Below are 1,632 nucleotides of genomic sequence, written 5' to 3' on the forward strand. Positions count from 1 at the left end.
TCCCCGCTTTCGTTCGGGAAACGGCGGCTTCCCCACCGTTTTCGTTCGGGAAACGGCGGCTTCCCCAGCACTTTCGTTCGGGAAACGGGCGCCGGGGCGACGCGCGGACGGGAAGCGCGACGACGGCCCGTCGTCGTGGTGATCGTCCCGTTTCGGCCACGAAAGGGGCCTAGGAACCTCCCGTTTCGTCAACGAAAGTCCCTCGGGGGCCGCCGTTTCCCGAACGAAAGTGGCCCGGGGGCCGCCGTTTCCCGAACGAAAGTGCTGCACCGCCTCAGCGGGAGCGGAGGGACTCCACCCAGGCGCGGCCGGAGCGATACGCGGCGTCGGTGAACTCGGCCGGCACCCTCGTGGGCACGGGCTCGGCCTGGGCGTAGGAGCCCAGGAACCGCAGGTCGGGGTACTCCCGGTACAGGGCCGCGAGCGCATCACCCACGCGGGCCTCCGCCAGGTGCCCCTCGAGGTCGAGGGAGAAGAAGTACCGCCCGATGCCCTCGCCGGTCGGCCGGGACTCGATGCGGGAGAGGTTCACCCCGCGCGTGGTGAACTCGGCCAGGATCTGCCCGAGGGCGCCGGGCCGGTCCTCCGGCAGCGGCACCACCAGCGTGGTCTTGTCCGCTCCCGTGGGCGCGGGCAGGGCCGTCGGCCGGGAGAGCAGCACAAAGCGCGTCACGGCGCCCGGCACGTCCTCGATCCGCTCGGCGAGCACCGGCAGCCCGGTCTGCTCGGCCACGAGCGGGGCGCACACGGCGGCGTCGAAGTCGCCCTGGGCCACGAGGCCGGCCCCGGCCGCCGTCGACGGGGCGGGCGTGAACTCCACGCCCGGCAGCGCCGTCTCGGCCCAGCCGCGCACCTGCGCCCAGGCGTGGGGGTGCGTGGTCACGCGCCGCACGTCCTCGATCGCGACGCCGGGCCGGCCCACGAGCACGAAGCTGATGGGCACGTGCACCTCCGCGAGGATCTGCAGCGTCTCCCCGAGGGCGATCTCGTCCACGGTGGCGGAGACGCCGCCCTCCACCGAGTTCTCGATGGGCACGACGGCGCGGTCCACCTCCCCCCTGCGCAGCGCCGCCACGGCGCTCAGCACGGAGCCCGCAGACACGAACTCGGCCTCGGCCGGGTCCGCCACCTTGCGCAGGGCGGCCTCGGTGAAGGTGCCGGCCGGGCCGAGGAAGGCGTAGCGCAGGCGCGACGGCGTCGCGTCAGCGGAGCCCGTCCCCGTCACTTGACGGTGGGCTCGGCGTCGCCGTCGGCCTCCATCGGCTTGCCGGCCTCGAGCCACGCGCCGGAGCCGCCGGCCACGTTGATGGCCGAGTAGCCGCGGCCGGTCATGAACTCGGCGGCGCGGGCGGAGCGGCCGCCGGTGCGGCAGATCAGGTAGTAGTCCGTGTCCGGGTCCAGCTCCTCGAGTCGCTCCGGCAGCTGGCCCAGCGGGATGTGCTGGGCGCCGGCGGCGCGGCCCAGGGCCCACTCGTCGTCCTCGCGGACGTCCAGGATGGCCGCATCGGCGGGGATCTCGTTCACATCGACGGTCTCGAAGGCGCTCATGGCTTCAGCGTAGCCACCCGCCCGGACGTCCCAGGAAGGCCCCGCCGTCCATGACCCGGCCCACGCCCGTTAGGCTCGGCCGCA

Annotated in this window: 2 protein-coding genes; both read right to left on the bottom strand. The window is 73.9% G+C overall.

The window, feature by feature from the left end; translation table 11 throughout:
* Window positions 1-274: 274 nt before the first annotated feature.
* Window positions 275-1,225 (bottom strand): prephenate dehydratase, encoded by a 951-nt coding sequence (gene pheA, locus QL983_RS11190; RefSeq protein WP_049160683.1) that lies wholly within the window; start codon window positions 1,223-1,225, stop codon window positions 275-277.
* Window positions 1,222-1,548: a rhodanese-like domain-containing protein gene (locus tag QL983_RS11195; RefSeq protein ID WP_036337169.1), complete on the bottom strand. Its 327-nt coding sequence runs from the start codon at window positions 1,546-1,548 to the stop codon at window positions 1,222-1,224. The genes pheA and QL983_RS11195 overlap by 4 nt, the downstream gene beginning before the upstream one ends.
* Between the last annotated feature and the right edge of the window lie 84 nt (window positions 1,549-1,632).

Source organism: Micrococcus sp. APC 4021 (assembly GCF_030407635.1).
Lineage (GTDB): Bacteria > Actinomycetota > Actinomycetes > Actinomycetales > Micrococcaceae > Micrococcus > Micrococcus luteus.